The sequence below is a fragment of the Stappia sp. MMSF_3263 genome (genome assembly GCF_030733745.1).
GTDB lineage: Bacteria > Pseudomonadota > Alphaproteobacteria > Rhizobiales > Stappiaceae > Stappia.
The window spans coordinates 79,987-92,165 of sequence record NZ_JASHIK010000011.1 but is presented as its reverse complement, the minus strand read 5'-3'; the positions used below and the strand labels follow the sequence as shown (position 1 = coordinate 92,165).

Genomic DNA, 12,179 nt, shown 5'->3' with positions numbered 1-12,179 from the left:
CGGATCTCTCCTCAACAATCGCAGACAAGGGCATCAAGCACCGGCCGGCAAAGGTCCGGCGCACCGCCACAGCAGTCCTCCATCAGGAAGGAAAGGAGCGACCGCAGTCCCGCCATGTCGGCGAAATAGCGCACCGCCCTGCCCTGCCGCTCGTTGCGCACGAGCCCGGCCCGGTGCAGCACCGCGAGATTGGTCGACATCGTGTTCTGCCGCACGTCGAGGGCAACGGCGATGTCTCCCGCGAGCATCCCCTCGCCGCCGGCGCGGATGAGCAGGCGCAACACGTCGAGCCGGGTTTCCTGTGAAAGTGCCGCGAAGGCTTCAAGCGCGATTCTTTTATCCATATATCAAGAATACTAGATATAAATGAAGATGCAAGCACGGATAGCGCCTGCCCGGATACGCCAGGCTGCAAGGCCAGGGATATCCCGAAGGTGGCGAACGACCACTTCAGGGCAGTTCGCGGACCAAGGACCCGCGCCCTCGCGGGCCCGAATCCCCAATCCGGGAATGGTCAGCCCTGCGTGAGCGCTGTCACGCGGGCTGGGCCCGGTCGGTTTCACCCTGACGATAGGATGCGGGGCCACCGCCGCCAGCTTGCCCGCCCGACCGCAGCCGCGTGTCCGACAGCTCGCCGCAGGCCTCCAGGATCGGTTGCGCGACGATGACGAAGTGACCGTGGATCCGCTTCAGGTCGCGCAGCACGTCCATGTGGATCGAGGTCGTCTCCATCGACAAGGTGACGCCAGCGCGCAGCCGCGCATAGTGCCGCTCGGCGAAGTGGCGCTCCAGGTCGCGGATCGCCGTCTTCTCGGCGAACAGCCGGCGCGCAAGGTCGGGGTCGCCGGTGGCGAAGACGTTGAGCGCGGTCGAGAAGTTCGACGCCACGCGAGCATGGAAGGCCTTCAGGTCGGCCAATCCCTCGCTGGAGAACGCCAGATGCGCCCGCCCCTTCTTCTCCGCCATCTCGAGCAGCTGCTTGTCGATGACATCGCCGATATGCTCCAGGTTGGTGGTGAAGGAGAGGATCTCCATGAAACGTCGGGAATCCTCCTCCGACATGCCCTTGCGCGACATGCGCACCAGATGCAGCTTGATCGCCTCGTTGACCGCGTCGACCGCGTCGTCGGCCGAACGCAGCTCGCGAATGAGCTTCGGATCGCCGCTTTCCAGCGCCTCCATCGACTTGACCAGCATCGCCTCGACCCGGTCGCCCAGCGCCAGCGCCTCGCGATGGGCGGCGGCGAGCGACTCGGACGAGACATCGGTCGGAACGCTTGCCAGATAGCGCGGACGGGCGGGGTCGGCCGGTTGCGGCGTCGCCGGCACGATACGTTCCAGCAGCCGCGAGACGGGTCCGACCAGCGGCACGAAGATCAACGCGACCACGATGTTGAACGCCAGATGCGCATCGACCGTCAGCCGCGCGCCGTCGAGCCCGAAGGACGTGGCCAAATCTGCCAGGAACCCGGCAAAGGGAATGAGCACCGCGGCAACGGTACCGCGCATGATCAGGTTGCCGAAGGGCACGCGCTTGGTCTCGGCCGCCGCCCCCCAGTTGGCGGAAAGCGGCGCGGCCGCCGCACCGACATTGGCGCCCAGAACCGCGGCGATGGCCAGTGTCGGCGTCACCGCGCCGGTAAGCGCCAGCGTCGCGATCACCAGGACGACGGCAAGCGAGGAATGCGCGGCCCAGGTGATGCCGGCGGCCAGGATCGCGGCAAGGATCGGCTCGCCGGCGAGCGCCGCGAGCACCAGGCCAAACGTCTCGGATTCCGCCAGCGGCACCACGGTCGCGCGCAGGTGCTGCAGCGAAAGGGTCAGAAGGCCGAGGCCGATCAGGGCGCGGCCGACGCATTGCGGCCGGTCGGCATCGGAAACCAGGAAGGTGACAACGCCGGCGGCAACGAAGACCGGCCACAGATGCGAGACATTGAGCGACAGGATCTGGGCGGCGACCGCCGACCCGACATCGGCTCCCAGCACCACCGCAAGCGCCATCGCCAGCGGCACCAGACCGCGCCGGGAGAAGGAGGTCAGCAGCATCGCCGTCGCGGTGGCGCTCTGCATCAGGACCGTGACACCCGCCCCGGCGAGAACGGCGGTGACGCGGTTGCGCGTCGCCGAAGCCAGCACCGAGCGCAGCGACGACCCGAACGCCCGCACGACCCCCGTCCGCACCATCCGCACAGCCCAGATCAGCAGGGCAACGCCGCCGATCAGATGCACGAAGACCGCACTCGCACTCATCATCGTCTCTAGACCTCCATACAGGGCGGGCTCAGTATCGCCGGAACCTGTTGCAATTACCTGAAGCGGGCCGGATCACGCCGGCCATGGCCGGAGCTGCGATCGGCAGCTCTGGATACGTTTCCAAAACGCCCTCGAAATCGGCTTGTCATTCCCGCGTCGCGGCAAGATGCTGGCGGCGCGGCAGTTCAGATGGCCGCATTCTAGGACCGAAAGATGGCGTCGACGTGCCGGCCGGTGACTTTCACATCCGCCGAATACGTGGAAAAACAATGATGACAGATATTTGTCGGCTAAGTAAGAGGCGAGCATGAGCAGCAGTCGCGACATGGAATTGACGCAGCGTTTTCTGGCACTTCAAGGCATCGCCGCGGAAGCTGCGGCACTGGCGATGCGCTACTTCGAGGACCGTGATTCGCTCGCCATTTCGCTGAAAGGCGCGCAGGACTGGCTCACCGAGGCCGACGGCGCCGTTGAGACCCTCATCCGCCAGCGGGTGGCCGAAGCCTTTCCCGATGACGGGGTCCTGGGCGAGGAAGGCGGCGGCGCGGTCGCCGACAGGCTGTGGATCGTCGACCCGATCGACGGCACCGCCAATTTCGCCCATGGCGACCGCACGTGGTGCGTCTCCATCGGCTTCATGATGAACGGCACCCCCGAACTCGGCTGCATCGCAGCTCCGGCTCTCGGCGAGATCTACCTGGCCCGCAAGGGCCACGGCGCGACCCTCAACGGCAAGCCGATCCGCGCGGCGGCGACCAACGACATTGCCCGCTCCACCCTGGAGCACGGCTGGTCGCCGCGCCTGCCGGTAGAGCAGTATCTGGCGACCGTCGCACGGCTCTTCGGCGCCGGCGCCAATGTGAAACGGTCCGCTTCCGGCGCGCTCGGCGTTGCCGCCGTCGCCTGCGGACGCACGGACGGATATGTCGAGGGGCACATCAATTCCTGGGACGTCGCCGGCGGCGTCGTCATTGCCGCCGAGGCGGGCGCGCGGGTCAGCGATTTCTTCGCCGGCGACTGGACCTCGGGCAACCCGATCATCGTCGCGGCCCCCGGCGTTGCCGACGCGGTCGCGGAGGTGTCCGGCATCGCCCTGTCCCCGGCCGCGAGCGGAACAGATTGACGGACGCCCCTTCCAGCGTTCAAGATCAGCCAACTAATGAACAGCTGTGCAAAACAGCACGTTAAAGGGAGGACTGCATGAAGATCTCGACAAGCCTGCGGGCACTTGCATCCGGAGCAACGCTCGGCCTTGCCGGGCTGCTCTGGTCGTTGCCGGCCGCTGCCGATGGCGAACTCACCGTCTATTGCTCGGTCCAGGAGGAATGGTGCCGGCCGATGGTCCAGGCCTTCGAGCGCGAGACCGGTATCAAGGTCAACATGACCCGCAAGTCCTCCGGCGAGACGCTGGCCCAGGTCAAGGCGGAAGCCGCCAATCCGCGCGGCGACGTGTGGTGGGGCGGCACCGGCGATCCGCATCTGCAGGCGGCCGAGGAAGGGCTCACGGTCGAGTACAAGTCGCCGATGCTGGCGGAACTCCAGCCCTGGGCGGCGAGCCAGGCGGAGCAGTCCGGCTACAAGACGGTCGGCATCTATGCCGGCGCGCTCGGGTATTCCTTCAACACCGAGATGCTTGCCTCCACCGGTGCGGCCGAGCCCGCCTGCTGGGCCGACCTTCTGAAGGAGGAGTTCCGCGACGAGATCCAGGTCGCCAATCCGAATTCCTCGGGCACGGCCTACACGATGGTCGCGACGCTGGTGCAACTGATGGGCGAGGACAAGGCGTTCGAGTTCATGAAGGGCATGCACAAGAACGTCAACCAGTACACCAAGTCGGGCGCGGCCCCGGCCCGGGCGGCGGCCACCGGCGAGACACTGATCGGCATCACCTTCCAGCATGACGCGGTCACCCAGGCGGTGCAGGGTGCCCCGGTCAGGGTCGTCTCCCCTTGCGAGGGAACCGGCTACGAGATCGGCTCCATGTCGATCATCAAGGGCGGCCCGAACCCGGACAACGCGAAGAAGTGGTACGACTGGGCCCTGACACCGGCGGCACAGGAACTGGGCGCGGCGGCGAACTCCTTCCAGGTGCCGTCCAACAAGGGGGCCAAGGCGCCGAAGGAGGCGCCGGACCTCTCCACGATCAAGCTGATCGACTACGACTTCGCCAAATACGGCTCCAAGGACGAGCGCACCCGCCTTCTTTCGAAGTGGGATGCCGAGGTCGGCGCCGCGCCGAAGTGACACCCTTGACGTTGCCGGGGCACCCTGAGCCTTCCCGGGCTCAGGCGTCCTGCCCCGGCGTTTCGGAAAAGATCGGCCCGTGGGGGTTCGACCGGTTTCGGCCGGGCGCCCGCTGGTCCGGAGTGAAAGCGTCAGGATGATCGACCGTTTTCCGGTATTCGTCACCGCCGCCGGGCTCCTCTGTCCGGCGGTGCTTGCCTTTCACGCGGACGACCCGGCGGGCCTTGCCGGCGTCCTTGCCGCCGGTCATGTGGTGCCCGCCCTTGCCGCGCTGGTATTCGCGGCAACCGGCGCCGCCTCCCTTGCCGGCGCCACGCGGGCGGGGGCCCTTGTCGGGGCCTTTGGCAGCCTGCTGGCGCTCGCCCTTGTCATCATCGCCGGCTTCCTGCCGGCTCTGGCCACCGCCATCGGCCTTGCCGCCGGCGAGATCGCGCGCCCGCTCGGTCCCGGTGCCGCCGTCATGGCGGGCGCGCTGGTCGCGCTCTTCGCCGGCTCGATCGCCCGTTTCGGCGCCTTCCGCAACGATCGCTTCGTCTCCGTCAGCGTCATCACGATCGGCGCGCTCGTCGTGCTCTTCGTCTTCTGGCCCGTTGTGCGGATGCTGTCCGAGGCGTTTTACGGCGAGAGCGACGTCGCCGCCCGGGTCTTCATCGACCGGCTTCTGCAGGGCGACATCTGGTCGCTTGCCTGCCTGTGGTCGACCGCGCGCTGCGGCGTTGCCCCGAATACGGTCATTCTCGGCATTCTCGCGGCCTTCTTCTCCACCTCGCTGGCGCTGGGACTGGCGCTGATCGCGGTACGCACAAACGTGCGCTTCCCCCGCGCCTTCGATGCGCTGGCGATCCTGCCGATCATCACTCCGCCCTTCGTCATCGGCCTGGCGCTCATCGTGCTGTTCGGGCGCACCGGCATCATCACCACCGCGATGTGGGACCTGTTCGGCATACCGCGTTCGCGCTGGCTCTACGGATTGCCGGGCGTGCTGCTCGCCCAGGTGCTGTCGCAGGTGCCGCTCTCCTTCCTGATCCTGGTCGGGGCGCTCAAGGCGCTGTCGCCGACGCTCGAGGAGGCCGCGCAGACCCTGCGCGCCACCCGCACCCGCATCCTGATGACCGTGACGCTGCCCCTGCTGCTGCCGGCGATCGCCAACACCTACCTGCTCGCCTTCGTCGAGAGCCTCGCCGATTTCGGCAATCCGCTGGTGCTCGGCGGCAATTTCGAGGTGCTGTCGACCAAGATCTTCTTCGCCGTGGTCGGTGCCCAGCACGAGCCCGGTCGCGCCGCCGTGCTCGCCATGGTGCTGCTCGCCTTCACCCTCGCCGCCTTCGTCCTGCAGATGCGCCTGCTCGGCAAGACGTCCTTCGTCACCGTCTCCGGCAAGGGCGACAGCGGCGTGCCGACGGAACTGCCGAAAGGGCTTCCGGCAGGCCTTTGGGGCATTATCGTGCCCTGGATCGCGCTGACCGTCGCCGTCTACACGATCGTGCTGATCGGCGGTTTCGTGAAGGATATCGGCCGCTTCGACATGACGCCGACGCTCGACCACCTGCGCACCGGCTTCCTCGTCGAGTGGACCGACAACGGATTGTTCTGGGCAGGCTCGGCCTGGGACTCGTTCTGGACAACAGTGCTGGTCTCCGCCGCGGCCGCGCCGCTGACGACGATCATCGGCCTGCTCACCGCCTATGTGCTGGCCCGCCAGCACTTTCGTGGCCGGAGGTCGCTGGAATTCCTGACCATGCTGTCCTTCGCCATACCCGGCACGGTGATCGGCGTTGCCTATATCCTGGCCTTCAACGTGCCGCCGGTGGAGATCACCGGTACCGGCTTCATCCTCATCGCCTGCTTCGTCTTCCGCAACATGCCGGTCGGCGTGCGCGCCGGCATCGCGGCGCTGTCGCAGATCGACCCCTCGCTTGACGAGGCATCGGCCACCTTGCGGGCCAGCACCGGACGAACGCTGGTGGCGGTGGTCCTGCCCTTGATGAAACCGGCCATCGTCGCGACGCTGGTCTTCTCCTTCGTCCATGCGATGACGGCCGTCTCGGCGATCATCTTCCTGGTGACCGCGCGCTACAACATGGCAACGGCCTATATCGTCGGCCGGGTGGAGGCGGGTGAATACTCGCTCGCCATCGCCTATTGCGCCTTCATGATCGTCTTCATGATTGCCGCCATCGCCACCATCCGCCTCGTCGTCGGCGAGGCCCGTCTCGGCCGCCGCGGTTCGGGCGAAATCGTCTCTGGAGGAAACTGATGGGACCGGCGAGCCTCGACTTCGTCAACGTCATCAAGCGCTACGGCGCCGTCACCGCCGTCGACAACGTCTCGTTCCGCTGCGAGGCAGGCAGCCTGACCACGCTGCTCGGCCCCTCGGGCTGCGGCAAGACGACAACGCTCAGGATGATTGCCGGGCTGGAGCTTGCCAGCGAGGGACAGATCCTGATCGACGGGCGTGACGTCACCCACCTGTCGGCGGCCGAGCGCGACGTGACCATGGTGTTCCAGTCCTATGCGCTGTTCCCGCATATGAACGTGCTGGAAAACGTCATGTACGGACCGCGCTCCTCGGGGATCGGCAAGGAGCAGTCGGCGGAAATGGCGCGGGAGAAGCTCGGGCTTCTGGGCCTCGCCGGCTTCGACACGCGCCTGCCCTCGGAACTGTCCGGCGGCCAGCAGCAACGGGTCGCGGTGGCGAGGGCGCTGGTGCTCGAGCCCTCGATCCTGCTCTTCGACGAGCCGCTCTCCAATCTCGACGCACGGCTGCGGCGCAAGGTGCGCGAGGACATCCGCGCGCTGCAGAAGGATCTCGGCCTGACAGTGGTCTATGTCACCCACGACCAGGAGGAGGCACTTGCCGTCTCCGACGAGGTCATCGTCATGTCCAATGCCCGCATCGCCCAGAAGGCAAGCCCGCGCGAATTGTGGGAAGCGCCCGCCAATCTCTTCGTCGCCGATTTCATCGGCGATGCAAATGTGGTCGACGGCACCATCACAGCGCTCGACGGCGATGTCGCGACGCTGGAGCTTGACGGCGCCCGGGCCAGCGCCCCGGCGCGCGGCCTGGTCAAGGGCCCGGTGAAGGTGGCGATCCGCCCTGACGCCCTGAAAGTCATGCGCGACACGGGCGATGGCAGCAGCGGCATCGCCGGCACGATCGGCACGGCAAGCTATCTGGGCAAGTACATGGAATACGAGATCCGCACGGCGCTCGGCGATCTCTTCGTCACCGCGCCGGCCGATGCCGGCGAATGCGGCGTCGGCGACGATGTACGGCTCACGCCGAAAGGCCACGGCATCGCCGTCATTCCGGAGTGATCCCGGCCCGAGTGAAGCCGTCAGCCGCAGGATCTATTTCAGCCGGACGGCCAGGTTGAGCGGACCGCGAAACCCGAAGCCGTGCCAGACGACGGAGCCCGGATCGACGATCTCCATGTCCGGGAAACGATCGAACAGCATCGGCAGCAGGATCGCCCCGACCGTGCGCCGCGACACATGCGCGCCGGCGCAGTGATGCGGGCCCGAGCCGAAGGCCTGATGCGGGTTGCGCTCGCGGAAGACAATGAAGCGGTCGGGATCCTCGTATAACTCCTCGTCATGGTTGGCCGAGGCCTGGATCGTCATCACCGTGTCGCCCTTGGGGATGCGGTAGCCGCGGATCTCGGTGTCCTCCATGACCAGGCGCGAACTTGCCTGGATCGGCGCACACCAGCGCCCCCCTTCCTCGAATGCCTCCGCCCAGGCCTCGCGGCGCTGCACCTCGGCAAGCTGGTCGCGTTCGCTCAAGAGCCCGTAAAGGATGGTCAGAGCCGCGTCGCGCGGCTCGTTGATGCCCCCGCCGATGGCGATCTTCACATTGGCGACGATCTGGCTCCAGGGAATCGGGTTTTGCGAATTGACCATGATGGACAGCGCCGAGGCGTCCGGCTCGGCGCGAAGCCGCTCGGCATTCCTCTCAAGGCATGCATCCATCTCGGCATTGGCCAGATCCGAATCCGCGAAAGGCTCCGGTCGCCAGCCGAAATTGCCGGCCCCGTCGATCAGCACCTGCGACCAGCGCTGCATCTCCTCGTCGCTGGCATCGGGAATGCCCATGATATGGGCGAGGATGCGGGCCGCGAGCGGGCCCGCCAGCGTTGGGAAAAGGTCGACCACCTCGCCGCGCGGCAGCCTCCCGACATACTCGGCGGCAAGGCGCTCGTAGAGCGGCGCCCAGTGGGCGGAGATGGTCTTGGGCATCAGGGCCGGCAGCATCGCCATGCGCTCGCGCATGTGTTCCTTGCCGTCCTTGCGCATCAATGTGTGGGCGAGAAAGGCCCGCTTCATCGGCGTGTTGGGGTCGTCGGAACTGAACAGCGCCGCGTTGTCCTTGACCAGCTTCGTATCGGACGCCTTGGTCAGGAAGGTGCGGCCGACCGATTTCACCCGAAGCACCGGGCTCTCCGCGCGCAGCCGCTTGTAGATCGGATAAGGATCGGCCGTCAGCGCGGCGATGGTGATCGCCTCGTCCAGCGGCGCCAGCTCAATGGTGTCCGACACGTATCTCTCCTCCCGCACCGGCTGCCCGCCCACCGGCCTTCCCGTACGACCATCCGGCACGCGGCACCGGCCCCTGCCTCGGCGTGGCTACATCTGCTCTTCCGGCATGCGCACGACAAGTCCGTCGAGATCGGCAGAAAGCCGGATCTGGCAGGACAGGCGGCTTTCGGGACGCGGATCGGAGGCCGCGCCCTCCAGCATCGCCTCCTCATCATCGCTGCGCGGCGACAACCGGCCGGCGAAGGCGGGATCGACATAGACATGGCAGGTGGCGCAGGCCATCGACCCTCCGCATTCGCCGACAATGCCGTCAATGTTGTTGGCGACCGCGGTCGCCATGACGCTGTCGCCCTCGCGCCCGTCCACGGTTGTCTCCACACCGCTTACGGAAATATATGTGACCTTCACCATGGCGGCCTCCCCCTGCCTGCCCCACGTGTCTTCATGTGCCTGCGATAATGACGGCAAGCGGCCCACGGTTAAACCCAACTTTTCAGACGCTCACTTGTGCAAACGGTTATGCATGCCGGCATCCCTGGTGACACGTGCAGTGCTATAAGAACCGCCAATAGCTCCGTGCATGCAAAGATATTTCCCGCAAGGCGGCGGACCTGCGATTTTGGCCGGAGACAACCGACAGGGGCCCCAATGAACGCTTTCGACCCGACCGCAGAATACGCCCCGATCCGCGACGGTGTCGCCAGGGTTTGCGCGGAGTTTCCCGGCGAGTACTGGCGCGACCTCGATGCGCAGCGCGCCTACCCGAAGGACTTCGTCGACGCGCTCATCCGCGAAGGCTACCTCGCAGCGATGATCCCGGAGGAATATGGCGGATCCGGCCTCAACCTTTCCGCCTCCGCCGTCATCCTTGAGGAAATCCATCGCAACGGCTGCAACGCCGCCGCCTGCCATGCGCAAATGTATACGATGGGCACCGTCCTGCGGCACGGCAGCCCGGAGCAGAAGGCGCAGTACCTGCCGGGCATCGCCGATGGCACGCTGCGCCTGCAGGCCTTCGGCGTCACCGAGCCGACAAGCGGCACCGACACGCTGGCGCTGAAGACGACCGCGCGGCGCGACGGCGACGACTACGTCGTCAACGGCCAGAAGATCTGGATCTCCCGCGCCGAGCATTCGGACCTGATGGTGCTGCTCGCCCGCACGACGCCGCGCGACCAGGTAAAGTCGAAGACCGACGGGCTTTCCGTCTTCCTCATCGACCTGCGCGAGCTCAAGGGCAACGGCGTCGAGATCCGCCCGATCCGGACGATGATCAATCACGCGACGACGGAGATCTTCTTCGACAATGCGCGCATTCCCGCCTCCAGCCTGATCGGCGAGGAAGGCAAGGGCTTCCGCTACATCCTGTCGGGCATGAATTCCGAACGCATCCTGATCGCCGCCGAGTGCATCGGCGATGCCAAGTGGTTCATCGAGAAGGGCTCCGCTTACGCCAAGGAGCGGGTGATCTTCGGCACGCCGATCGGCAAGAACCAGGGCGTCCAGTTTCCGCTGGCGCGCGCCTATGCCCACATGATGGCGGCCGAGGCGATCGTCTACCGGGCTGCCGCCATGTACGATGCCGGCCACAATCCGGGCGTCGAAGCCAACAGCGCCAAGATGCTTGCCGCCGATGCCAGTTGGGAGGCGGCCGAGGCCTGCCTGCAGACCCATGGCGGCTTCGGCTTTGCCGAGGAATACGACGTGGAACGCAAGTTCCGCGAGGCGCGGCTCTACCAGGTGGCGCCGATCTCCACCAACCTGATCCTCTGCTTCATCGCCGAGCAGGTGCTCGGCCTGCCGAAATCCTACGGAGCGCCGAAGGCATGAGCCTGATCGACCGCATTCTCGACCTTGCCGCGCTTCCCGCCAGTGACCTGCCGGCACCGGCACTCGCCATGGCCCGCCTCTCGCTGTTCGACTGGCTGGTCTGCGGCCGCGCCGGCACCGGTGAGCCGCTCTCGGGCAAACTTCGCCAACTGGCGCAAGCAGAGGCAGGAACCAGCACGGCCTCGGTCTTTGGCGGCGCACCGGCACCGGCGCGCATGGCCGCGCTCGTCAACGGCGCGACAAGCCATGCGCTCGACTATGACGACACCCATTTCGGCCATGTCGGCCACCCTTCCGTGGCGATCTTCCCGGCGGCACTCGCGACTGCGGAAGAGGTCGACGCCAGCGCCCAGGCGGTGGTCGAGGCCTTCCTCGTCGGCGCGGAAGCGTCCGTGCGCATCGGCATGGCGCTCGGCGCGGTCCACTACAATCGCGGCTTCCACCAGACGGCAACGGCAGGCGCCTTCGGCGCCACCATCGCGGCGGGGAAGATCCTGGGATTGACGCGCGAGGAGATGCGCGCCGCCATCGGACTTTGCGCAACACGCGCCTCCGGCCTCAAGTCGCAGTTCGGCACGATGGGCAAGCCCTACAATGCCGGCATCGCCGCCTCCAACGGGGTCGAATGCGCCAAGCTCGCGAAACTCGGCTTCACCTCCGCCGATGACGGACTTGCCGGTGCGCAGGGCTTCCTGCCGACCCATTCCGATGCTCCGGATGCGCAGGCCGGCTGGGACCGGCCGCCGCCGGAAACCTTCCTCTTCGAGGACATCAAGTACAAGCTGCATGCCTGCTGCCACGGCACCCATGCGATGATCGAGGCACTTCTGACGGCCCGGCGCGAGAGGCCTGATCTGTCGCTCGACGGTATCGAAAGTCTGCACCTGCGCACCAATCCGCGCTGGCTGGCGGTCTGCGACATCAAGACACCGCGCACCGGGCTGGAGGTCAAGTTCAGCTACAACTGGCTTGCCGGCATGGTGCTGTCGGGCAAGGACACCGCCCGCGACGACACTTATTCCGACGCGCTTGCCGCCGATCCAGAGCTTGGCGCTTTCGCCGGGTGGATCACGGTGGAGGGCGATGCGTCGCTCACCGACATGCAGGCGCAGGGCCTGCTGAAACTCGCCGACGGCACGCAACTTCCGATCGGCCACGATCTTGGCCGGCGGCTGCCGGAGGATGAGCTTGCGACCGGGCTGCGCAACAAGGCCCGCGCCCTGCTCGGCAACGGGGGTGAGGTCCTGTGGCAGGGGCTGGAAGGCCTCGCCACGCTCTCCGCCCGCGACCTCGGCCGCCACACGGGAGCCTGA

10 protein-coding genes are annotated in these 12,179 nt (G+C 66.7%); 6 read left to right on the top strand and 4 right to left on the bottom strand.

The genetic code is table 11. The features are described 5' to 3' along the window. Positions 1–11 precede the first annotated feature (11 nt). Entirely contained in the window at positions 12–344 is a 333-nt protein-coding gene (locus RBB46_RS13550; protein WP_306029532.1) for a helix-turn-helix transcriptional regulator, read from the bottom strand. Positions 345–534: 190 nt separating this feature from the next. Beyond that, positions 535–2,250 carry a Na/Pi cotransporter family protein gene (locus RBB46_RS13545; protein ID WP_306029531.1) on the bottom strand — a complete coding sequence of 572 codons (1,716 nt, stop codon included), beginning with the start codon at positions 2,248–2,250 and terminating at the stop codon, positions 535–537. Between the two features lie 310 nt (positions 2,251–2,560). On the opposite strand from RBB46_RS13545, the gene RBB46_RS13540 reads away from it, so the two are divergent. The 4 genes from RBB46_RS13540 (at position 2,561) to RBB46_RS13525 (ending at position 7,815) form a co-directional block, all read left to right on the top strand. Further along, positions 2,561–3,376, top strand: coding sequence for an inositol monophosphatase family protein (locus RBB46_RS13540; RefSeq protein ID WP_306029530.1), 816 nt, complete (start codon positions 2,561–2,563; stop codon positions 3,374–3,376). Positions 3,377–3,453: 77 nt separating this feature from the next. After that, positions 3,454–4,497, top strand: coding sequence for an ABC transporter substrate-binding protein (locus tag RBB46_RS13535; protein WP_306029529.1), 1,044 nt, complete (start codon positions 3,454–3,456; stop codon positions 4,495–4,497). A gap of 136 nt (positions 4,498–4,633) precedes the next feature. Further along, on the top strand, positions 4,634–6,754 hold the full coding sequence (locus tag RBB46_RS13530; RefSeq protein ID WP_306029528.1) for an iron ABC transporter permease: 2,121 nt from the start codon (positions 4,634–4,636) through the stop codon (positions 6,752–6,754). Beyond that, on the top strand, positions 6,754–7,815 hold the full coding sequence (locus RBB46_RS13525) for an ABC transporter ATP-binding protein (protein WP_306029527.1): 1,062 nt from the start codon (positions 6,754–6,756) through the stop codon (positions 7,813–7,815). The genes RBB46_RS13530 and RBB46_RS13525 overlap by 1 nt, the downstream gene beginning before the upstream one ends. A gap of 33 nt (positions 7,816–7,848) precedes the next feature. Here the strand turns inward: RBB46_RS13525 and RBB46_RS13520 are convergent, their stop codons facing one another. Further along, the gene (locus tag RBB46_RS13520) at positions 7,849–9,036 is read right to left on the bottom strand and encodes a cytochrome P450 (RefSeq protein WP_306029526.1); all 1,188 of its coding nucleotides are present in this window, start codon (positions 9,034–9,036) and stop codon (positions 7,849–7,851) included. Positions 9,037–9,123: 87 nt separating this feature from the next. Further along, positions 9,124–9,447 (bottom strand): 2Fe-2S iron-sulfur cluster-binding protein, encoded by a 324-nt coding sequence (locus RBB46_RS13515; RefSeq protein ID WP_306029525.1) that lies wholly within the window; start codon positions 9,445–9,447, stop codon positions 9,124–9,126. A gap of 237 nt (positions 9,448–9,684) precedes the next feature. Here RBB46_RS13515 and RBB46_RS13510 point away from each other — a divergent pair, with 237 nt between their 5' ends. Together RBB46_RS13510 and RBB46_RS13505 are read left to right on the top strand one after the other, a co-directional pair. Next, positions 9,685–10,866 carry an acyl-CoA dehydrogenase family protein gene (locus RBB46_RS13510; RefSeq protein WP_306029524.1) on the top strand — a complete coding sequence of 394 codons (1,182 nt, stop codon included), beginning with the start codon at positions 9,685–9,687 and terminating at the stop codon, positions 10,864–10,866. Then, the gene (locus RBB46_RS13505) at positions 10,863–12,179 is read left to right on the top strand and encodes an MmgE/PrpD family protein (RefSeq protein WP_306029523.1); all 1,317 of its coding nucleotides are present in this window, start codon (positions 10,863–10,865) and stop codon (positions 12,177–12,179) included. Before RBB46_RS13510 ends, RBB46_RS13505 begins: the two co-directional genes overlap by 4 nt.